Annotated in this window: 19 protein-coding genes and 1 pseudogene; 13 read left to right on the top strand and 7 right to left on the bottom strand. The window is 60.4% G+C overall.

Annotated elements, in window-relative coordinates:
* The 5 genes from FBY04_RS12570 (at position 1) to FBY04_RS12590 (ending at position 5,639) form a co-directional block, all read left to right on the top strand.
* Positions 1 to 432, top strand: coding sequence for a nuclear transport factor 2 family protein (locus FBY04_RS12570; protein ID WP_145315402.1), 432 nt, complete (start codon positions 1 to 3; stop codon positions 430 to 432).
* Positions 433 to 583: 151 nt separating this feature from the next.
* Positions 584 to 1,525, top strand: a complete 942-nt coding sequence (locus FBY04_RS12575) for a Dyp-type peroxidase (protein ID WP_084322190.1) — start codon at positions 584 to 586, stop codon at positions 1,523 to 1,525.
* Positions 1,526 to 1,629: 104 nt separating this feature from the next.
* Positions 1,630 to 2,136: a sigma-70 family RNA polymerase sigma factor gene (locus tag FBY04_RS12580; RefSeq protein ID WP_084322188.1), complete on the top strand. Its 507-nt coding sequence runs from the start codon at positions 1,630 to 1,632 to the stop codon at positions 2,134 to 2,136.
* Positions 2,133 to 3,101, top strand: coding sequence for a FecR domain-containing protein (locus FBY04_RS12585; protein WP_145315403.1), 969 nt, complete (start codon positions 2,133 to 2,135; stop codon positions 3,099 to 3,101). Before FBY04_RS12580 ends, FBY04_RS12585 begins: the two co-directional genes overlap by 4 nt.
* Positions 3,102 to 3,203: 102 nt before the next feature.
* Complete coding sequence (locus FBY04_RS12590; RefSeq protein ID WP_145315404.1) at positions 3,204 to 5,639, top strand: TonB-dependent receptor; 2,436 nt, start codon at positions 3,204 to 3,206, stop codon at positions 5,637 to 5,639.
* A 65-nt stretch (positions 5,640 to 5,704) separates the two neighbouring features.
* Here FBY04_RS12590 and FBY04_RS12595 read toward each other — a convergent pair whose 3' ends face one another.
* Positions 5,705 to 6,214, bottom strand: a complete 510-nt coding sequence (locus FBY04_RS12595; protein WP_145315405.1) for a helix-turn-helix domain-containing protein — start codon at positions 6,212 to 6,214, stop codon at positions 5,705 to 5,707.
* A gap of 101 nt (positions 6,215 to 6,315) precedes the next feature.
* Between FBY04_RS12595 and FBY04_RS12600 the strand changes: the two genes are divergently transcribed.
* Complete coding sequence (locus FBY04_RS12600; RefSeq protein ID WP_145315406.1) at positions 6,316 to 6,945, top strand: isochorismatase family cysteine hydrolase; 630 nt, start codon at positions 6,316 to 6,318, stop codon at positions 6,943 to 6,945.
* Positions 6,946 to 6,951: 6 nt separating this feature from the next.
* Positions 6,952 to 8,517, top strand: coding sequence for an aldehyde dehydrogenase (NADP(+)) (locus FBY04_RS12605; protein WP_145315407.1), 1,566 nt, complete (start codon positions 6,952 to 6,954; stop codon positions 8,515 to 8,517).
* Between the two features lie 104 nt (positions 8,518 to 8,621).
* On the opposite strand, the gene FBY04_RS12610 is transcribed toward FBY04_RS12605, so the two are convergent.
* Positions 8,622 to 9,212 (bottom strand): TetR/AcrR family transcriptional regulator, encoded by a 591-nt coding sequence (locus tag FBY04_RS12610; protein ID WP_084322178.1) that lies wholly within the window; start codon positions 9,210 to 9,212, stop codon positions 8,622 to 8,624.
* A 194-nt stretch (positions 9,213 to 9,406) separates the two neighbouring features.
* Between FBY04_RS12610 and FBY04_RS12615 the strand changes: the two genes are divergently transcribed.
* The 3 genes and pseudogenes from FBY04_RS12615 to FBY04_RS32715 form a co-directional block, all read left to right on the top strand.
* Positions 9,407 to 10,120 (top strand): SDR family oxidoreductase, encoded by a 714-nt coding sequence (locus tag FBY04_RS12615; RefSeq protein ID WP_145315408.1) that lies wholly within the window; start codon positions 9,407 to 9,409, stop codon positions 10,118 to 10,120.
* 10 nt (positions 10,121 to 10,130) lie between these two features.
* Complete coding sequence (locus tag FBY04_RS12620) at positions 10,131 to 11,039, top strand: alpha/beta fold hydrolase (protein ID WP_218571656.1); 909 nt, start codon at positions 10,131 to 10,133, stop codon at positions 11,037 to 11,039.
* Positions 11,040 to 11,216, top strand: a pseudogene (locus tag FBY04_RS32715) (epoxide hydrolase); the annotation flags it as partial.
* Between the two features lie 683 nt (positions 11,217 to 11,899).
* Here the strand turns inward: FBY04_RS32715 and FBY04_RS12630 are convergent.
* From FBY04_RS12630 to FBY04_RS12645, 4 genes are all read right to left on the bottom strand, one after another.
* On the bottom strand, positions 11,900 to 12,898 hold the full coding sequence (locus FBY04_RS12630) for a bile acid:sodium symporter family protein (protein ID WP_145315409.1): 999 nt from the start codon (positions 12,896 to 12,898) through the stop codon (positions 11,900 to 11,902).
* A gap of 302 nt (positions 12,899 to 13,200) precedes the next feature.
* The gene (locus FBY04_RS12635; RefSeq protein WP_084322170.1) at positions 13,201 to 14,709 is read right to left on the bottom strand and encodes a tripartite tricarboxylate transporter permease; all 1,509 of its coding nucleotides are present in this window, start codon (positions 14,707 to 14,709) and stop codon (positions 13,201 to 13,203) included.
* 24 nt (positions 14,710 to 14,733) lie between these two features.
* Positions 14,734 to 15,228, bottom strand: coding sequence for a tripartite tricarboxylate transporter TctB family protein (locus FBY04_RS12640; RefSeq protein WP_145315410.1), 495 nt, complete (start codon positions 15,226 to 15,228; stop codon positions 14,734 to 14,736).
* On the bottom strand, positions 15,225 to 16,196 hold the full coding sequence (locus FBY04_RS12645) for a tripartite tricarboxylate transporter substrate binding protein (RefSeq protein ID WP_084322167.1): 972 nt from the start codon (positions 16,194 to 16,196) through the stop codon (positions 15,225 to 15,227). The genes FBY04_RS12640 and FBY04_RS12645 overlap by 4 nt, the downstream gene beginning before the upstream one ends.
* Before the next feature lie 158 nt (positions 16,197 to 16,354).
* Between FBY04_RS12645 and chrA the strand changes: the two genes are divergently transcribed.
* From chrA to FBY04_RS12660, 3 genes are all read left to right on the top strand, one after another.
* Positions 16,355 to 17,560 (top strand): chromate efflux transporter, encoded by a 1,206-nt coding sequence (chrA, locus tag FBY04_RS12650; protein ID WP_145315411.1) that lies wholly within the window; start codon positions 16,355 to 16,357, stop codon positions 17,558 to 17,560.
* Positions 17,561 to 17,720: 160 nt separating this feature from the next.
* Positions 17,721 to 18,068 carry a DUF6152 family protein gene (locus tag FBY04_RS12655; RefSeq protein WP_145315412.1) on the top strand — a complete coding sequence of 116 codons (348 nt, stop codon included), beginning with the start codon at positions 17,721 to 17,723 and terminating at the stop codon, positions 18,066 to 18,068.
* Entirely contained in the window at positions 18,068 to 18,580 is a 513-nt protein-coding gene (locus tag FBY04_RS12660; protein ID WP_145315413.1) for a DUF6644 family protein, read from the top strand. Before FBY04_RS12655 ends, FBY04_RS12660 begins: the two co-directional genes overlap by 1 nt.
* Positions 18,581 to 18,758: 178 nt before the next feature.
* On the opposite strand, the gene FBY04_RS12670 is transcribed toward FBY04_RS12660, so the two are convergent.
* Entirely contained in the window at positions 18,759 to 18,980 is a 222-nt protein-coding gene (locus tag FBY04_RS12670; protein ID WP_145315414.1) for a hypothetical protein, read from the bottom strand.
* Between the last annotated feature and the right edge of the window lie 323 nt (positions 18,981 to 19,303).

Below are 19,303 nucleotides of genomic sequence, written 5' to 3' on the forward strand. Positions count from 1 at the left end.
ATGAAAAAAATGAAAGTGCTGATTGGTTTTCTGTGCCTGTTCAGTGGCTACGTCGCGGCCACACCATCCTCCGCTGAGAAAGATGTGGCGCAGGCCGTCGACCACCTGACCCAAGCCATGCTGAAAAAGAACATTCCCGAACTGAACGCGCTGACCGCCGAGAACCTGACCTACGGGCATTCCAGCGGGAAGATCCAGAACAAACAGGAATACATTGCCGACATCGAAACCGGCCGAAGCGCGTTCAAAACCCTGGAGATGCAAAACCAGACCATCACCCTCTCCGGTGACGTCGCCCTGGTTCGCAACCATTTTTCGGCACAGGCGCTGAAAGGCACCGAAGTGATTCCGACCGAAATCGAAAATTTCCAGATCTGGCAGAAGCAGAAAGGCAAATGGCTGCTGGTTGGGCGCCAGGCGTTCAAGTTCTGATTGTGACGTGATGAAGGGGATGGGGTATTCGAGCCCTGTCCCCTTTTATCTCAACCAGGAACAGCGTCAACGTTCAGACCGAACACGCGTGTTTCACTCAACTGGCGAGAACGCTAGAGTGTCGCAACTCTCCTGGACAACGTGGACGCCAATGGATAACCAAACGCCTGAACCTCAAGCCGTCTGTAACCCCATAACCAGCAGCGCGATTTTTATCGTGGCAACGCTGGCGCCTGGCAGTGACGCTGCCGGTAAAGTCCGGGCCTGGTGCGCCGATGTCGCGGCCCTGACACGATCGGTTGGCAAACGCGTTCCCTCCGGTAACCTGTCGTGTGTCTGCGGTTTTGGGTCTACGGCGTGGGACGCGCTGTTCGGCAATCCGCGCCCTGCCTCACTGCATGCCTTTCGCGAATTTGGTGTAGAGGGACGCCGAGCCATTGCGACGCCCGGCGACCTTTTGCTGCACATCCGTGCAGACCAGATGGACCTCTGCTTCGAACTGGCAACGCAGTTACTGTCATCACTTGGAGAGGCGGTTTCGGTCGTCGATGAAATCCAGGGTTTTCGCTATTTCGATATGCGCAGCATCATCGGTTTCGTGGATGGCACCGAAAACCCGGTCGGTCGCAAGGCTGTCGACTTCACGCTCGTGGGCAACGAAGATCCGTCGTTCACCGCAGGCAGCTATGTGCTGGTGCAAAAGTACCTGCACAACATGACTGCCTGGAACGCGTTGTCCGTCGAGGCTCAGGAACGGGTTATCGGGCGAACCAAACTGTCCGACATCGAACTCGATGATTCGGTCAAACCGACCTCCTCGCACAGCGCCTTGACGACGATTACCCAAGACGGTCAGGAAGTAAAAATCCTGCGCGACAACATGCCCTTTGGTCGCCCGGGCGCCGGTGAGTTCGGCACGTATTTCATCGGCTATGCGCGCTCGCCTGCCCCGCTTGAGCTGATGCTCGAGAACATGTTTGTCGGCAGACCCGCGGGCAATTACGACCGTTTGCTCGATTTCAGCACGGCGGTCACCGGAGGCCTGTTCTTCGTTCCTTCAGCAGACCTGCTGGAAGAACTGGCGGATCGTTGAACCAAAGAAGTGCCCGTTCCCTTGGCGAAGTCAGAGATTGCAGTGGTCATCCTCTCAAAGGTAGTATTGAGAACGATTCACACTAACATCTGGAAAGCCAACCGGTGCAATCTCCTCCAACCAGCAAGCTGGGCTTCTTTTTCAGCGACCATCATCGCTGGCTGCTGCAGCATATCCAGCGGCGCCTGCGCAATCACGCGGACGCTGAGGACACCGTCGCCGATACGTTTTGCCAGATGCTGGTGGCCCGGGTGGACCCGGACAGCATCGAACAACCCCGCGCCTACCTCTCGACCATTGCCCGACGGCTGATCTTTGACCGCCATCGCCGGCGCAAACTGGAACTGGCCTACCTCGAACGCCTGTCCACGCTGCCCGAAGCGTTCGCGCCCTCCCCGGAAGAACAACTACAGCTGATCGAAGCCCTGGTCGCCATCGACCGAGCGCTCGACGGCTTGCCAATGGTCGTCAAAACCACGTTCCTCTACAGCCAGCTGGACGGTCTGAGCTACGTGGCGATTGCTCAAAAACTGGGGCTGTCGGAGCGTACGGTCAGCCGCTACATGAAACAGGCATTGTGTCAGTGCTATCTGAGCGAGTTCGCGCCATGAGCAAAGCGCGCCTTGACCCGGTCAGCGAGCAGGCCATTGACTGGATGGTGAGCCTGCGTGCCGGCAAGCCCGATGCCGCACTGCAAGAACGGTTCAACGCATGGTTGATGATGGATCCCGCACACGCCCGCGCCTGGGCAACATTGCAGGAGCGCCTCGGGGGTTCCTTCAACACGATTCGTACGCTGGATCGACGCCTGCCCGGCCAGGCCGACGAAGCACGGCAACTGCTGCTGCAACCCCGCAGTTCACGCCGCGATGCGCTGCGCGTGATCGCGGGCCTGGGCCTGCTGGGCGGCGGCGCATGGCTGGGTGTTCGCAGCCCGCTGGGTGACTCGCTGCTGGCGGATCTGCACACCGTTCGCGGCCAGCGCCAAAACTTCACGCTGGCCGACGGTAGTCGCCTGAGTCTCAACGCCAACAGCGCGGTGGATCTGCGCTTCGATGACAAGCAACGATTGGTGATTCTGCGCCATGGCGAACTGGTGATTCAGGTGGCGGCTGACCCCAAGCGTCCACTGCGCGTGCGGACCGCTCAAGGGGAAACACGTGCGCTGGGCACCCGATTCCTGGTGGCTCAGGAACAAGACGTCACTCGCGTCGTGGTGCTGCAGCACTCGGTCGAAGCCCGCCTGTTCGATGGCACGACGCTCGACCTGCAGGAAGGTCAATCGGCCATGCTGTATGCGGGAAAAATTGCACCGGTCGCCGGCGATCAGCGTCATCGCGCCGACTGGCTGAGCGGTCGATTGAATGTACTGGACGATCCACTGGAGCAAGTCGTCGACGCGCTACGCCCTTACAGCCGGGGTTTTGTCCGCGTGGCGCCCGACGTTCGAGGCTTGCGCGTCCAGGGCGTATTTCCGTTGAACGATCCCGATCGGGTGTTCATGGCGTTGGCGGAAACCTTGCCGATTCGCGTGGACCGCTACAGCCCATGGTTGACGCTGATTCGTGCGAAATAACCCCGCGGGAAGATTTTTTTTGCAAATCGCTCTCATTCGTGTCCGGTTTTCATTTCTCGTCCCACCTATCTCCTGACACTTCCACATTTTCAGGAGAACGCTGTGTTCAACCCGTGGCCCCACGCCCTTTCCGCCGCCGTCGCCCTGGCAACCCTCGCGAGCTCTGCCCTGTCGCAGGCGCAAGACCTGACGTTCAATTTGCCGGCCGGCCCACTCGCCAGCACGCTGAATGCCATCGCCAGCCAGAGCGGGCATATCGTTTCATTGGAGCCGTCGCTGGTGCGGGGCAAACAGGCGCCGGCAGTGGTCGGCCAGATGCCCGCGGAACAGGCAATGCAGATGGCCTTGGCAGGCAGCGGCCTGCAATTGCGAGTGACCGGACAAGGTAACTTCAGCGTCGAGCCAGCTGCGGACAACAGCGCAGCGTTGCAACTGGGCGTCACCACCATTGTCGAGCGCAGCACCGACGCCACCACCGAAGGCTCGGGTTCCTACGCCGCGCGGGCGGTGACCATCGGCAAGGGCAGCCATACCCTCAAGGAAATTCCGCAGTCGGTCACGGTGATGACCCGCAAGCAAATGGACGATCAGGATATCGTCGATCTCAAAGACGCGGCCAACAAGACCACCGGCCTGGTCGGGGCTCAAGGCGTCGGCAGAGGCTTGGTCCTCAGTTCGCGCGGCTTCCAGATCGATGACTGGCAGTACGACGGCGTGCCGATCCCGCGCAACACTTACGCGCTGGGCAACTGGGCCACGCAGGACCTGATTTTCTTCGATCGCATGGAAGTGCTGCGTGGCGCGTCCGGTTTGCTGCAGGGCACCGGCAGCCCCGGCGGCGCGGTCAACCTGGTGCGCAAACGCGGCCAGAACGCACCGACCGTAACCCTCACCGGCAAGGCCGGCTCGTGGGATCACTACGGTCTGCAGCTGGACGCCGGCGGGCCGCTGAACCAGGCCGGCACTGTGCGCGGACGCCTGGTTGCCGACCAGGATGACACCCACTCGTTCGTCGATTCCGAGTGGTACAAGACCACCTCGCTGTACGGCGCGCTGGACTTCGATCTGAGCGAGGCCACTACCCTGGGCCTGGCAGTCAGCCAGTCCGACGGCGAATCGCGCTCGAATGTCCGCGGCTTCCCGCGTTACGCCGACGGCAAACCCATCGACCTGCCGCGCAAGACGTACACCGGGGCAAAGTGGAACCATTCGGATATCGATGTCACCACGCTCTACACCGACCTGGAACACCGTTTCAACGACGATTGGGCCTTCAAGGTCGGCGCTGTGCGCATGACTGAAACCAACAAGGCAAAGAACACAAGGGTGCAATCCAGTGGCACCGGCATCAATGCCGATGGCAGCGGTGTGCAATACGCTGACTTCGTGACGGATATGGATTCCACCAAAGTCGCTCTGGACATGAACCTCACCGGCAAGTTCGAAGCCTTGTCCATGCAGCAGGAAATCATGGTGGGCGGCAACTATTCCAAGTACACGTCGGACGACAAATTCGCCCGGACCTTCAATAACAGCACCGACAATATCTTCAACATTGATCACGATCGTCCGGAAATCAGTTACGACGGTTTGCTCGATAGCCCCGGAGGTCGTGGGACGCCGAGCAAATATGACATCCGCCAAAAAGGCCTGTATGGCAGCTGGCGGGTCAAGCCGATCGATCCGCTGACCCTGGTGCTCGGCTCACGGGTGAGCTGGTACGACTACAGCTATAAATCGTGGCGCCAGGACGCAACCAGCATCACCGCCGATCCTGAAAGCACCAGCAATGAAAACGGCGAAGTGACGCCCTACGCCGGTATCGTCTATGACCTGAGCCGCGAATGGGCGGTCTATGCCAGCTACACCGACGTGTTCACACCGCAAACCGAACGCGATACAGGCGGCTCGGTCGTTAAACCGATTATCGGTACGAACTACGAAGTGGGTCTCAAGGGTGAGTTGATGGAGGGTCGGGTCAATACGTCCCTGGCCCTGTTCCGTTACGACCAGGAAAACCGTGCCACTCTCGACACGGACGGTGGGCAAATCTGCGACGGTTGGTACTGCTCGAAGGCATCCGGCAAAGTGCGCAGCCAGGGTCTCGACGCTGAAATCAGCGGCGAAGTGATCGACAATCTGCAACTGTTTGCCGGCTACACCTACAACACCACCAAGTACCTCAAAGACCCGGAGAACGAAGGCAAGGTCTTCAGCTGGTGGACGCCGAAACACATGCTGCGCGTGTGGGGCAACTACCAGTTCAGCGGCGACTGGAACCGTGTCAGCACGGGCCTGGGCTTCGTTGCTCAAACCCACACGATCGGTTACGACCACACCGTCAACGTACCGGGTTACACCGTGTGGAATGCCCGTGTCGGTTACCAGCTCACGTCGGAAATCGAGCTGGCGATGAACGCCAACAACCTGTTTGACAAGACCTACTTCACGGCGGCCTACAACCAGATCAATGGCAACAACAACTACGGCGATCCGCGCAACGTGATGTTCAGTGTGAAATACACGCCGCAGTTCTAGCATCGTCGATCGTTTCATCCACGCCCTCCCCGTTCGCAAGCTCGGGGTGGGCGGCTACAGCATCCTTACGCCTGGCTCCGACTCCCTTTGAAAGCCTCACGCCGCGCTTGTCGTTCTGCGGCGTAGGCTTCGCTCTGCTCACTGATCAGTTCATCCCGACGCAACAACTCACCGCAATGTTCGCAAAGCGGTCCTAATCCTGCGGGCTCGCCACAGGTTTTGTGGGTGTACACCACCGCCAGGCCTTCATCCGGCGACTTGCACCAGGTTTCTCCCCAGGCGCGCAGCGCCAGCACCACCGAGTAAAAGGCCTGCCCTTTTTCGGTCAGGTGGTATTCGTAGCGTGGCGGGCGTTCGTTGTAGAGACGGCGTTCGACCAGGCCGTCAGCCTCCAGACTCTTCAAGCGTGCAGCGACCATTTGCGGGGTGCCGCCGGTTTGCGCCTGAATCTCGTCGTACCGATGACTCCCCATAAGCAGCTCACGCAGGACCAGCACGGTCCAGCGGTCGCCCACGATCGCCTCGGCCCGGGAAATCGGGCACAGGGTCTCGGGAACAGTGGTATTTATCGACATACGGACTTGCCTCTTTCACAGTTACTATGATTATCATATCAACAAGATGCCCAGGCAAGTCCCCGGCACCGGTCACTCAACTTTTCGTGGAGAACATCGCCATGTCGAACGCCCCTTATCCGCTCAACAGGACCGCCTACCTGCTGGTCGATCCGTACAACGACTTCCTGTCGGAAAACGGCAAGGTCTTCCCCTTGATCAAGCCGATCGCCGAGCAAGTCGGCCTGCTGGACAACCTGCGCACCCTCGACCGCGCGGTGCGTGCCCGCGACATTCCGGTGGTCATCGTACCGCACCATCGCTGGGAACACGGCGACTACGAAGGCTGGGATCATCCGACACCGACCCAGTGCAAGATCATGCACATGCATCACTTCGCTCGCGGGGAATGGGGCGGCGAATGGCATCCGGATTTCGCGCCAAAGGACGGTGACATCGTCGTTCAGGAGCATTGGGGGTCCAGCGGTTTCGCCAATACCGACCTCGATTTTCGCCTCAAGCAGAAAGGCATCACCCACGTCATCATCGTCGGCCTGCTGGCCAACACCTGCATCGAAGCGACTGCCCGCTACGCGTCGGAACTGGGTTACCACGTCACTCTGGTGCGTGATGCGACGGCCGCCTTCCGCCCGGAGATGATGCACGCCGCCCACGAACTGAACGGCCCCACCTTCGCCCACGCCATTGTGACGACGAACGAACTCGTTACCACCCTGGCACAGCAGGAGTAACCGCCGATGAAATTGACAGGAAACCTGATCATCGGCGCCCACGACGTCCCGGCCACAGAAGGGACAATGAAAGCGCTCAACCCCGCCATCAACAGGTTGATCGAACCGGATTTTGCGCTGGGTGGGGTGGCACAAGTCCACCAGGCGGCAACGCTCGCCGACGAGGCATTCGACAGTTACAGCCATACCTCGCTCGCGGCGCGCGCGGCGTTTCTCGACAGCATTGCCGACAATCTCGAAGCGGTCCGCGAAGCGTTAGCGGCACGCGCCGCGCTTGAAACGGGCTTGCCGCAAGCGCAACTGGAAGGCGAGGCAACAAGGGCCGCCACCCAGTTTCGTCAATTCGCGGAAGTCGTGCGCAAAGGCCGCTTCCTGCAACTGGCCATCGATCCGGCTCAGCCTGATCGTCAGCCTCGCCCGCGCATGGACCATCGGCTGCAAAAAATGGCCATCGGCCCGGTGGCCATTTTCGGGGCGAGCAACTTCCCGATCGCCTATTCGGTGGCGGGCGGCGATACCGCATCGGCACTGGCCGCTGGCGCGACCGTCATTCTGAAGGCGCACAACGCCCATCCGGGTGCTTCGGAAATCCAGGCGCGCGCCATCCAAAAAGCGGTGCATGACCACGGCTTGCACGAGGGTGTTTTCTCGATGGTGCGCGGCACCGGCAACACGATCGGTGAAGCCCTGGTCGATCATCCGCTGATCAAGGCGGTGACGTTTACCGGTTCGGAACAGGGCGGAATGGCGCTGTATCGCCGAGCACAGCTACGGCCCGATCCCATTCCGGTGTTCACCGAGATGACCAGCATCAACCCTACGTTCATCCTGCCCACCGCACTCGCCGAACGTGGCACGCAGATCGGTGACGGTTTTATCGAGCGCATGCTGGTCAATGTCGGGCAAGCCTGCCTCAGGCCCGCCCTGCTGATCGCGATCAAGGGCGCTGGTCTTGAAGCACTGCGCGACGCCATGGTGAAACGCGTAGCCGAGGCCTCGGCACGCACGATGCTGACCCCGGGGATTCATGCGTCCTACCTGAACGGTCTGGCCGCGATGGAAAATGCCGGTGCGCGCCGCGTCGCCGAAGGCTCGGCCGCCAACGAGGACTTTGACGGCCAGTCCGCGTTACTGGAAGTCGACGGCCAACGCTTCCTGAACGAAGCGGTACTTTCCCAGGAAGTCTTCGGTCCATCTGCCCTGCTGGTGACTGTCGAGGATGAAGCAGAACTGCTCGCCATTGCGCGCTCGCTCAAAGGCCAGCTCAGCGCCGCCCTGCACCTTGAAGAAAGTGACTTGCCATTGGCCCGGCGCTTGCTGCCGGTGTTGGAACGCCGCACCGGGCGCATCGTCGTCAATGCGTTTGCCCATCCCCAGGAGGTGACCTACGCCACCGTTCACGGCGGCCCGTTCCCGGCCACCTCGGACAGCCGCTTCACCTCGGTAGGCATGACGTCGATCGAGCGCTTCTTGCGTCCGGTGGCTTACCAGGGTTTTCCGGATGCGCTGTTGCCTGAGGCACTGCGTGATTTCAACCCGTTGAAGCTGCCTCGCCTCGTGGACGGGCAATAGGCACCTGCTGCTGCCAAAACCAAGCGGGTCATTTGCCACTGCTCAGTGGCAAATGACCCGGATTGCGCAGATGGAATGCAAGTAGGCGCTGTTTCAACACCCGGCTAGACCGGTTTGCCCAGTGCGCTGTCGATCATGTGACGCACGCCCCGCAACACCTGGGCCGACACCTCTGGCCTGGCCTTCGCCGTGGCCCGCGCAACCGAGAGCGCGCCAACCATTGCCGCTACGATGGCCATGGCGGTGTCAAGCGCGTCGACGTCGGGATTGTTGGCGGCAACCCTGCGCTCAAACGCCCGCACCAGCACCATATAACCTTCGGTAAACGTTGCGCTGGTCGCAACATCCTGGCGGCCGATTTCGCTGGCGGACGCGGCCATTGCGCAGTGGTCGGCGTAATCGTCGCGCCTGTCGACGGATAGATAGTCGGACAGGAAACGATCCAGGTCCGGCTCGCCATCAACCGTGCCGGTATAGAGCTTGGCATTCCCCTGCTCCAGGCTCCATGCCAGCGCCTCGGCGGCCAACGCTTCCTTGGATGGGAAATGCGCGTACAGCGCGCCGTGGGTCAAACCAGCCGACTTGCTGATCTCGGCAACGCCCACCCCGTCGATCCCTTTCTGTTGAAACAGGCGGCTTGCCGTCTCCACCAGTGCGGCGCGATTGGCTTGTGCTTTTTCTTTCGAGATTTTCATGATGAGTCTCCTTCGCGCGCACTCTGGCACATTATCGTTGCAACCGCAATTATCGACAATTCCCTGTTTAATTAGGCATTAAAATTGTTTGGTTTTTAGCTTGACTTTAATAATTGCGACTACCACTATAAAAACATTGATTGCAACCGCAATCTTAATGAGCGTAAGTCGCTCCCCTGCCAGAGCACACCACCATGAACATCAAAAACTCCGTAGCATTTGTTACCGGCGCCAACCGTGGTCTTGGCCTTGCCTTCGCAAAAGAACTCGTGGCACGCGGCGCCAGCAAGGTCTACGCAGGGGTGCGCAATCCTGAGGGTGTCGACATTCCGGGCGTCATCGCCATTCGCCTCGACGTCAGCGACCCGGCATCGGTCGCCGCGGCCGTTGCCCAGGCTGGCGACGTGACGCTGCTGGTCAACAACGCCGGTATCGCCCGCGTGCTGCCTTCCATGCTTGATCCTGGCCTGGTGGAAGCCGCCCGCGAAATCTTCGAAACCAATTACTACGGCGTCATGCACGTCAGCCTCGCTTTCGCACCTGTACTCAAGGCCAACGGCGGTGGGGCAATCGTCAACGTACTGTCGGATGCGACCTGGATTGCCGCGCCTTTCCTGTCCGCCTATGCGGCATCGAAAGCAGCGGCGTGGAGCTTCACCAATTCGCTGCGAATCGAACTCCATGGCCAGGGCACAAGCGTGCAAGGGCTGCATGTTGGCTTCATCGACACTGACCTGACGCATGGTTTCGACGTACCGAAAGTCCAGCCATCCGACGTCGTGACCCAATCGCTGGACGGTGTGGAAGCAGGCCTGCAGGAAGTGCTCGCAGACAAAGGCACACGCGCCATCAAGGCCAGCCTGTCTACCGAGCAAGCGGCTTACCTGAACCCAGAAACCGTTGCGTAAGGAGCACACCGTGAAACTCTTCCAGCGGCTGGCCCTCGGGGCTGCATTCTTTACCATCGCGGTCGCCGGCGCCCTTGCGGCGCCGGCTGCCACGCACAACAACGCACCCAATCAATTCGTCGAAGCTGACGGCGTGCGTTATGCCTATCGCCACTTCGGGGCGCAGACCGGCGTTCCCGTGATCTTGCTCCAGCACTTTCGCGGCAATATGGATTACTGGGACCCCGCAGTGACCGATGGCCTGGCAAAGCAGCGCCCGGTCTACCTGTTCGACAATGCAGGCGTCGGCCTCAGTAGCGGCGAAACACCTGATTCGTTCGAGGGCATGGCCGACCACGTCGCCGCGTTTGCCCGCGCCCGTGGGTTGAAGCAGGTAGACGTGCTTGGCTTTTCAATCGGCGGCATGGTGGCGCAGGAAGTTGCGTTGCGCCATCCGCATCTGGTGCGCCGGCTGATCCTGGCGGGAACGTCGCCGCGCGGCGGGGTCGCGGGAAATGATCCACGGGTTCCCGAAATCGCGCTGCGCGAATCCATCGCCACGCTGGAAGAAACCGCGTATCTGTTCTTCGATCCGGCGCCATCAAGCCAACTGGCAGCCCGGGAATTCTGGGAACGGCGCCATCAGCGCCAAGAGGGTCTCGACAAGCTCAATTCGATGAAAGTCATCGCGGCCCAAGGGGCGGCGCTGGGCAAGTGGAACACTCCCGGTGACGGCACTTTTTCGCAACTGAGCAAGATTGGCCAGCCCACGCTGGTGGTCAACGGCAGCAAGGACATCATGGTGCTCACCCAGAACTCGTACACGCTGCAACAGCACATTCCGAACGCCAGGCTGCTGATCTATCCGAACTCGGGGCACGGTGCATTATTCCAGTATGCCGACGACTTCGTGACGCAAGCCAATGCCTTTCTTGACTGATGGGCCGCCGTGGAACAGAAGCCCCGGGATATCAAGATTCCTGTAGCCGTGACGGTGTTTCAGGGTGAAATCTACCAGGCACCGAAAACCTGGACCGAGCGCGCCTATCCCAACCTGAGCTATTTCAACGAAGTGGACAATGGCGGGCATTTCGCTGCGCGCGGCCTTCCGCAGCTTGCTGCTAAAGGCCGCGTCGCATTGGCCTGTCCATTGTCCCGATGTGTAGGTCGATCCCTTGTGGGAGCGAGCCTGCTCGCGATGGAGGTTAACGATAACGCGTGCGGTCTGAATGAACGCGGTGTCTGGACGTCCATCGCTAGCAGGCTAGCTCCCACAGGGGAGTTTTGGCGGCCATGACATGGGGATTCACCGCCGATGACCTTGACGAACATCAGGTCGGCTACCAGGCCTCCTCGCTTTGTTTTTGATTTTGATCTTGATCTGCCCCGTCGGAAGGCCGAGCGCAGGTTCTGCGCAGTGAGCAACCCGGCATGGATGCCGGGTTAGCCGCCCCCGGCCATGGATGGCCGATGGCGGCGGGCTCACAGAGCAGGACCGGAGCGAGGGGATGGCGAGCCTTGGCGAGCCACCGTACGTCAGGTGCGCAGGCGCTTGGTTACTTGGCGCTCTTCCAAGTAACCCGCCGTAAGGGCGGAACCATTAGCCGCCGTTACCGCAGGAATGGATATATACACCATCAAAACCTATGTCGCCTGACGCTCAGCCATCGCTAGCAAGCCAGCTCCTACAGGGGTTCCGGGTACACGCGCGAGAACAGTGTCAGGCCGCCATCGCGAGCAAATCGGATCGCCGCACCGCAGCTCCCACAAGAAACATCGCTTCAGTCGAGGCCAGCGCCCTCAAGGATCAACCTGAGCCATCAGCTCGACAACGGTTTCCGGGCGATTGGCATAACGCTGCGCCAGCACCGCGCAGACCATCAGCTGAATCTGGTGAAACAGCATCAACGGCAGGATCAACACGCCAATGGTGCTGCCGGCGAACAACACCTGAGCCATCGGCACGCCGGTGGCCAGGCTCTTTTTCGAACCACAGAACAGGATGGTGATGCGGTCTTCCTGACTGAAGCCAAAGGCCTTGCCCAGCACGGTGGACGCCAGCAATACCAGGCCCAGCACGATGCAGCAGACCACCACCAATCCGGCCAGCTCCCAGAGCGGAATCTGGTGCCAGATGCCTTCGATCACCGCCTCACTGAACGCGCCGTACACCACCAACAAAATAGAGCCCTGGTCGACGAACTTCAGCCAACTCTTGTTGCGCCCCACCCAGGCGCCGATCCAGCGCCGAGCGATCTGCCCGGCAATGAACGGCAGCAACAGTTGCACGCTGATCTTCAGAATCGCATCAAGCGTCGATCCGCCCTCGCCGTGCACATTCAGCAGCAACGTCACCAACAACGGTGTGAGGAAGATCCCGAACAGGCTCGAGGCCGCCGCGCTGCAAATCGCTGCCGGAATATTCCCCCGAGCCAGGGACGTGAAAGCAATCGCCGACTGCACCGTGGCAGGCAACGCGCAGAGGTAGAGCATGCCCATGTACAGATCGTCGCCGATCAGCGGCGAGAGCAAGGGTTTGAGCGCCAGGCCAATCAGTGGGAACAGGATGAACGTCAGGCTGAACACCAGCAGATGCAGGCGCCAGTGGCCGGCACCGGCAATGATCGATTCACGCGACAGTTTCGCGCCATGGAGGAAAAACAGCAGGGCAATGGCGAGGTTGGTCAGCCAGCCAAAACCGACCGCGACCTGGCCACTGGCGGGCAGCAGACTGGCGAGAACGACCACGCCGATCAGGGTCAGGGTGAAGTTGTCGGGCAAGAAACGGGGGCGGGTCATCGGTGTCATCCGGCGGTGGCGAGGAACAGTGCCTCGACTCTAACGCGCCTGCCGATTGCCGACTAACGCTAATAAGCCAGTAGATACCGCCAAAAGGACATAACGCTGACGTCAATGCATTCGGTAATAAAAACAACGGCAACTTCATGCGAACGCGGTACTCGCCATGACACCAATCAATTGTAGGAGCCGGCTTGCTGGCGATAGCGGCCGAAAGGGCATTGCAAGGCTTAAGGACCAATCGCCAGCAAGCCGGCTCCTACAGGGGGAACGAAACATTTGAATAATCGCCCCGCACCCGCTCAATCATCCTCATGCAACTTGATACCCCTGGCGTGCAGCAGATGCGGCACCAACAGCACCAGCAGGGTTAATGCGAGAAACGCAGCGGAAATAGGTTGCGTCAGAAACACCGTCCAGTCGCCCTCGCTGATCGACAACGCGTTGCGCAGTTGTTTTTCCGCCATTGGCCCCAGCAGCATGCCCACGATCACCGGCGCGACGGGGAAGTCGAATCGCCGCATCAACACCCCGCCCCAGCCGATCGCCAGCATCAGCAACAGGTCGAAGGAAGAGTGGCGCATGCCGTACACGCCGATGGTGGCGAACACCAGAATCCCGGCGTTCAGGTACGGTCGCGGGATTTGCAACAGTTTCACCCAGAGCCCCACCAACGGCAGGTTCAACACCAGCAATATGACGTTGCCGATGTAGAGCGACGCCACCAGGGTCCAGACCAGCTCCCCCGAGGTTTCAAACAGCAGCGGTCCCGGTTGCAGGTTGTAGTTCTGGAAGGCGGCCAACAGGATGGCGGCCGTGGCCGACGTCGGGATACCCAGGGTCAGCAACGGCACCAGAGAACCGGTCGCACTCGCGTTGTTCGCAGCTTCAGGGCCGGCGACGCCCTCGATGGCACCCTCGCCTTTGCTGGCGGCGAATTCTTTCGGGTATTTGCTGAGCTTGCGCTCGGTGGAATAGGACAGGAACGTCGGGATCTCCGCGCCACCGGCCGGAATCGACCCGAAGGGAAACCCGATCAGCGTTCCCCTCAGCCATGCCGGAACCGAGCGTTTCCAGTCGGCGCGCGTCATCCACAAGGAGGTCAGGCGATGCCGGCCCGTCGCTTCTTCTTTCTGATACAGCAGGCTGTACAACGCCTCGCCCACCGCAAACAACCCGACTGCGACGAGCACGACTTCGATGCCATCGACCAGCTCCGGAACGCCCAAGGTGTAGCGGGCAATGCCCGAGGTCGAGTCCAGGCCGATCAAACCCACGGTCAGGCCAACACCCAGCGAGGCAAAGCCGCGCAACATCGACGCGCCGAGCACGGCAGACACCGTCGTGAATGACAGCACGAGGATTGCGAAATACTCCGCAGGTCCGAATTTGAGCGCCAGTTTGGCCACGATCGGCGCAAACAGGGTCAGCAGAATGGTCGCAATGGTTCCCGCCACAAAGGAACCAATGGCCGCCGTGGCCAAGGCCGGTCCTGCCCGGCCATTGCGGGCCATGAGGTTGCCTTCCAGGGCGGTCACCATGGAAGACGATTCCCCGGGCGTATTAAGCAAAATGGACGTCGTAGAGCCGCCAAACTGAGCGCCGTAATAGATGCCGGCAAACATGATCAGCGCGCCGGTGGGGTCGACCTTCGCGGTGATCGGCAGCAGCAGCGCCACCGTCAGCGCCGGCCCGATGCCCGGCAAGACACCGATGGCGGTGCCGAGCAGGCAGCCAATGAACCCCCACATCAGATTGATCGGCGTCAGGGCCGAGGAAAAACCCATTGCCAGGCTTGCAAGAATGTCCACCCTGTTGATCTCCTTCGGCCCGAATCAGATCCAGGCGTTGACAAGCGGCGGAAGGGAAACCCCCAGCCCGGCATTGAACAACCAGTAAATCGGCAGCGTCAGGGCAATGCCGATGGCGAGATCGCGCAGGGGATGGCGGCTGCCAAAACCTCGCGCCGAACAGGCGAACAACAGCGCGGCCGACAGGACGAATCCGATCAGATTGATCAGCACGGCCACCCCCAACAGCCCGCCCGTCACCCACGCCACCCCTGCCTTGCCGCCGGGCAACGCCTTGGCGGACTCGTCTTCGTGGTCAGCCAGTTCGCGAAAACCGCCGGTGAGGGCTTGATAGATCAGGAACACACCCACGCCCCCCAGGAACACCGCTACAGCATAGGGATAGACATACGCGGCGAGGATGACGAACCCCATCTCGGGGGGAAACAGGAAGGCGCCGTACGCCAGCACGGCGCTGATGGCCAGCACTCCGGCGCCAATCGCCAGTTGCACCGGTACGACTTTGCGCGACTGAGTCATTTCGCAACCAGCCCGACCTCGACCAGCATCGCATGCAGCCTCACGTGCTCCTCGTCGACGAATTTGCCGAACTCGTCACCGGTCAGAATGTTGGCAGACCATTTGTTGGTTTCAATATTGTCTTTCCAGACTTTGCTGTTGGCGGCGGCGACCACGGCGTCGGTTACTTCCTTGCGCTGCTCGGGTGTGAGATTCGCGGCACCGTAAACACCACGCCAATTGCCGATGATCACGTCATACCCGCTTTCCTTGAGCGTCGGGGCATCGATGCCGGCAACGCGCTCCGGTGCACCAATGGCGAGCACACGGAACTGATCGCTCCTGATGTACTGGCCAAGCTCGGCGTAACCGCCGGTGATCACTTTGATCTGCCCTCCCAATGCCTGGGCAACCACTTCCCCCCCGCCCGCGAAGGCAACGTAATTGACCTTGTTGACCGGAATGCCCATTTTTGCGGCCAGTTCGGCAATACCGATGTGATCGATCGATCCCTTGGAGCCACCGCCCCAGGAAATACTCGTCGGTTTGTCCTTGAAGGCTTTCAGCAGGTCCTCCAGGGTTTTGAACTCGGACTCCTTGCGCACCGCAATCACGTTGTACTCGGTAAAGAGCCGCGCAATCGGCGTCACATCCTTCAAGGTAATCTGCGGTTTGTTCTGCTCGATGCCCGCGACCATGATCGCGCCAACCACAAGCAACGCATCCGGATCGCCCTTGGTGCTGTTGGCAAACTGCGCCAGCCCCAGCGTGCCCCCTGCTCCTCCCTTGTTTTCGAAGGTGGCGGATTTGGCGACCTTGGCTTCAATCAAGGCTTTGCCCAGGACACGGGCGGTCTGGTCATAACCGCCGCCGACCGAACCGGGGGCCATGAATTTGACGGTATCCAGCGCAAAGGCAGGCGTTGTGAGCACAGCGGTCGTGACGACAACCGCGAGGCAACGGGTGGATCGACGTAACAATGCAAACATGCGTTTTCTCCCGAGACTTTTGTTTTTATGGGGCGCCGGTTGAACGTCGATCAGGGCGAATACCCCGATCAATGAACATCCATCTCGGGATAAGCGTAGGCCATGGTTAGAATGGCGGCATACAACAGTGAATCACTTCATTTCAGGAAGACGCGTACATGGACGAACCCCGTGCCGATAGCCGCAGCAGCCCATGGTCGGTGTTTATCATTTTCCTGCGCCTCGGGCTGACCTCTTTTGGCGGCCCCATCGCTCACCTGGGCTACTTCCGTGACGAGTTCGTCACACGACGGCGCTGGCTGACGGAGCGCAGTTATGCGGATCTGGTGGCGCTGTGCCAATCCCTGCCCGGACCGGCCAGCAGCCAGGTCGGCATTGCGGTGGGCATGTCCCGGGCGGGATACCATGGGGCGCTCGCCGCTTGGGCCGGCTTTACGCTGCCTTCGGCCGTTGCCCTGATCCTGTTTGCACTGGGGCTTTCCCGATACGGTGCACTCCTCGCGCCCGGCGCGCTGCACGGGCTCAAAGTGGTGGCCGTCGCGGTGGTTGCCCAAGCGGTATGGGGCATGGCGCGAAACCTGTGCACGGATGGGCTGCGCGTCGCCCTCATGATGATTTCAGCCTGCGTTGTCCTGCTTGAACCGTCCGCATGGGCGCAGGTCGGGGTGATTATCGCCGCCGGTGTCGCCGGCCTGCTGTTGTTCAAGCCCGCGCAGCGCGACGGGCACGATCCTCTGCCCATCCCCCTCAGCCGCCGGGCCGGGGCGATCTGGTTGTCGCTGTTTCTGGCACTGCTGATCGGCCTGCCGATTTTCAATCAACTCTATCCGAGTCAAACCCTGGCGCTGGTGGATGCCTTCTACCGGGCCGGCTCACTGGTGTTCGGTGGCGGCCACGTCGTACTGCCGCTGTTGCAAGCCGAGGTGGTGCCTTCGGGGTGGGTCAGCAATGAAGCGTTTCTCGCCGGGTATGGCGCCACGCAGGCCGTGCCGGGTCCGCTGTTCACGTTCGCGGCGTTCCTCGGCGCATCCACGAGTCTTGCGCCGTCGGGCTGGCTCGGCGGGTTGATCTGCCTGCTGGCGATCTTCGTGCCATCGTTCCTGTTGGTCCTGGGTGCCTTACCCTTTTGGGAACGGTTGCGCAGCAATCTGCGCGCACAGGCGGCACTGGCCGGGGTGAATGCAGCGGTGGTCGGCCTGCTGTTGGCTGCCCTGTATCAACCGGTCTGGACGAGTGCGATTTTCACCGCACAGGACTTCGGTCTGGCGCTGGTTGCCCTTGTTGCGTTGATGTTCTGGAAGCTACCGCCGTGGCTGGTGGTGCTCGGCTGCGGGGTTGCAGGTTGGCTGTTAAGCGCCGGGTGATCCAAGACAGGTGAATAACCGTTTGATTTTCAGCCAGTTACTTTTCTGGAAACACTAATCGTCGAGTCATCGACGTAACACTGAAAACGGACAGCTATTCTAAAAACCTACTGGACTTCGCGACTTGGGTTTGTAGATGGCATACATCAGGAGACAGGTCATGAAAGGCATCCTCAGCATTGGTTTGTCACTGATACTGACAGCAACCGCAGCGTTCGCTCATCACGGCTGGAGTGAATACGACTCCGACAATCCCTTGCAATTGAATGGCACGATCGAAGAGTCGGGTTACTCCCATCCTCATGGATTCGTGCGCCTCAAAACACCGGACAAGACCTGGAACGTGGTATTGGCCCCGCCCTCGCGCATGGAAAACCGTGGTCTTTCCAAGGAGATGCTAAGTGTCGGCAGCACGGCCAGTGTGGTCGGCTATCAGAATCGCAACAAACCGGATGAACTGCGCGCCGAACGCATTACGGTGGGCGGCAAAACCACAGAGTTACGCTGATGCAAACCCTCAACACCGGCGTGGAACCCGGTGCGGACAGCTGGCTGGACTGGGTGGGTGACTCGTCACTGGGCGCCGCCATGCGGGGCGACCTGTGGCTGTATCCGATGGTGGAGGTGGTTCACATCATCGGGTTCGCGGTGTTGGTCGGCTCGGTCGTGATGTTTGACCTGCGGGTGCTCGGGCTGTCGAAAAACATTGCCGTGACCGACCTCGCTCGCCACCTCCTGACCTGGTCAGTCGCTGCACTGCTATTGATCGTGCCTGCCGGACTGATGATGTTTTCAGCCCACCCACATGATTTCGCCTCCAACAGCGTTTTCATCCTCAAGCTTTGCCTGATTGCGACGGCAGGCCTCAATGCAACGCTGTTCCACGTCGGCGTCTATCGTTCAGTCAATCGATGGAACACTGCTGTCGCGGCGCCCGGCCTCGCAAAATGCCAGGCGCTGCTGTCGATCGCGTTGTGGCTCGCCGTGGTGGTGTGCGGTCGGCTGCTGGCCTACACCTGACGATCAGGTATTGGTTTTCAGCTTGCTCCACAGACGCGTGCTCAACCGTCCTGCTTCACGGCCGGATAACAAACTCGTTGAGTCTGCAACCTACAACCGCTGCACATCCCGCTTGCACGCTGATCCTGCAATGGTTCGCGCAGCAGGCTGAAAAGGAAGCCGGTGCGCAGATTGGGCCCTAGGTGCCTTTGCCCACCCCTTCTGTCGCACTGGAAAACGCCACCCCGGCCTCGCGTACCAGGGTTCGCCATTCAGCGCTGCTGATCAGTCCCTTGCGCTCCATCTCATCGGCTGCCTTGAGCAACTCGTCATACTGCTCCTCAACATCCATGCGAATTTCGGGGTGTGCGAGGAGCTTGTACCAGGCCGCCAGGGCATCCTGTCTCAGAACATCGGTCATGGTCTAACTCCCAAGTATTGTCTTCGATTGGAAGTGTATGAGTGGGTGACCGTTCCTCGACGCCGACGTACGGCAGTCGTCTGGATCGATGAAACTCTGCGACCCCTTCGCCAGCAAGCCGGCTCCTACAGGGACTCGGTGATCGCATGAACGACAACAATCTGTAGGAGCCGGCCTGCTGGCGATGGCAGGCGAAAGACCTGCGCCTATCCAAAGCCCTGCATTACAAACTTGTCATCGACTTGTCAGCGTAGCCAGCACCCTCGCTTCCTACAGTGGCGTCGTCTGTCACCCACACCGGGCGACGCCTCCCACTGAAGACG

This window comes from Pseudomonas sp. SJZ080, from assembly GCF_007828295.1.
GTDB classification, from domain to species: domain Bacteria; phylum Pseudomonadota; class Gammaproteobacteria; order Pseudomonadales; family Pseudomonadaceae; genus Aquipseudomonas; species Aquipseudomonas migulae_A.

Excerpts from the sequence above, each read along its gene's own strand:
- FBY04_RS12570 (WP_145315402.1), top strand. The coding sequence starts at position 1 with ATGAAAAAAATGAAAGTGCTGATTGGTTTTCTGTGCCTGTTCAGTGGC.
- FBY04_RS12575 (WP_084322190.1), top strand. The coding sequence starts at position 584 with ATGGATAACCAAACGCCTGAACCTCAAGCCGTCTGTAACCCCATAACC.
- FBY04_RS12585 (WP_145315403.1), top strand. The coding sequence starts at position 2,133 with ATGAGCAAAGCGCGCCTTGACCCGGTCAGCGAGCAGGCCATTGACTGG.
- FBY04_RS12595 (WP_145315405.1), bottom strand. The coding sequence starts at position 6,214 with ATGTCGATAAATACCACTGTTCCCGAGACCCTGTGCCCGATTTCCCGG.
- FBY04_RS12600 (WP_145315406.1), top strand. The coding sequence starts at position 6,316 with ATGTCGAACGCCCCTTATCCGCTCAACAGGACCGCCTACCTGCTGGTC.
- FBY04_RS12605 (WP_145315407.1), top strand. The coding sequence starts at position 6,952 with ATGAAATTGACAGGAAACCTGATCATCGGCGCCCACGACGTCCCGGCC.
- FBY04_RS12610 (WP_084322178.1), bottom strand. The coding sequence starts at position 9,212 with ATGAAAATCTCGAAAGAAAAAGCACAAGCCAATCGCGCCGCACTGGTG.
- FBY04_RS12615 (WP_145315408.1), top strand. The coding sequence starts at position 9,407 with ATGAACATCAAAAACTCCGTAGCATTTGTTACCGGCGCCAACCGTGGT.
- FBY04_RS12630 (WP_145315409.1), bottom strand. The coding sequence starts at position 12,898 with ATGACCCGCCCCCGTTTCTTGCCCGACAACTTCACCCTGACCCTGATC.
- FBY04_RS12640 (WP_145315410.1), bottom strand. The coding sequence starts at position 15,228 with ATGACTCAGTCGCGCAAAGTCGTACCGGTGCAACTGGCGATTGGCGCC.
- FBY04_RS12645 (WP_084322167.1), bottom strand. The coding sequence starts at position 16,196 with ATGTTTGCATTGTTACGTCGATCCACCCGTTGCCTCGCGGTTGTCGTC.
- chrA (WP_145315411.1), top strand. The coding sequence starts at position 16,355 with ATGGACGAACCCCGTGCCGATAGCCGCAGCAGCCCATGGTCGGTGTTT.
- FBY04_RS12655 (WP_145315412.1), top strand. The coding sequence starts at position 17,721 with ATGAAAGGCATCCTCAGCATTGGTTTGTCACTGATACTGACAGCAACC.
- FBY04_RS12660 (WP_145315413.1), top strand. The coding sequence starts at position 18,068 with ATGCAAACCCTCAACACCGGCGTGGAACCCGGTGCGGACAGCTGGCTG.
- FBY04_RS12670 (WP_145315414.1), bottom strand. The coding sequence starts at position 18,980 with ATGACCGATGTTCTGAGACAGGATGCCCTGGCGGCCTGGTACAAGCTC.